Source organism: Psychrobacter sp. 1Y4, from assembly GCF_051847555.1.
Map to the genome: position 1 here is coordinate 1 of NZ_JBPYDE010000212.1, position 962 is coordinate 962.

1 pseudogene is annotated in these 962 nt (G+C 47.8%); it reads right to left on the minus strand.

Annotated elements, in window-relative coordinates:
* Positions 1-8: 8 nt before the first annotated feature.
* Positions 9-926 (minus strand): annotated as a pseudogene (locus ACS8FC_RS15310) (class I tRNA ligase family protein); the annotation flags it as partial.
* Positions 927-962 lie beyond the last annotated feature (36 nt).

Here is a 962-nt window from a genome sequence, read left to right on the forward strand (position 1 = left end):
CTTCAAGCTTCACTGCCTGATACGGTCGCTAAGATGCCTTTATTCTCAAGTTTGAGTTCACTCAGCGCAGTCTCAACAAGATCAGCTGCTAGTAGCAGGTTGCCTTTTTCGGTCGCAACCACGCTATAGTTATGCTCAGGATGGACTGAGATGGCTTGGTTAGCAGGCAGTGTCCACGGCGTAGTCGTCCAGATAACCGCAGCGATATTGTCTGCGATATCTGCCAATGCGGTCACTTTGTCCGTACCGAGCACATCAAAGCTGACATAGATGGCGTCAGAGACTTTGTCTTGGTATTCGACTTCAGCTTCTGCGAGAGCAGAGCTACAGTCCAAGCACCAGTTGACTGGCTTCATACCGCGAGTCACATGACCATTGTCATAGATCTTGGCAAGCGCGCGTACGATATTAGCTTCTTGATGAAAATTCATGGTCAGATAAGGATTGTCCCAATCACCGAATACGCCTAGACGCTTGAAATCTGCTTTTTGCAATTCAATCTGAGTGCTGGCATATTCGCGGCATAGACCACGGAATTCGGTAGCAGACACTTTTTGACCGACTTTACCGACTTTGGCTTCGACTTTTTGTTCGATTGGCAGACCATGACAGTCCCAACCAGGGACATAAGGCGCATCAAACCCTGATAAGGTTTTTGATTTTACAATAATGTCTTTTAGTACTTTATTAACCGCGTGACCCAAGTGAATCTGACCGTTGGCGTATGGAGGGCCATCGTGCAAAATATATTTGGTCGCACCAGCACGCGCTTGACGAATTTTACCGTACACGTCATCCGCTTCCCACGCAGCCAACCAATCTGGCTCGCGCTTGGCAAGGTTTGCGCGCATCGCAAATGGCGTATCCGCAAGGTTCAGCGTGTCTTTGTAATCTTGGCTTGGTGTGTCAGTGCTTTTATCAGTCATAGAAGGTATCTTTTTAAAAGGTAGGTTTGTGTGTCG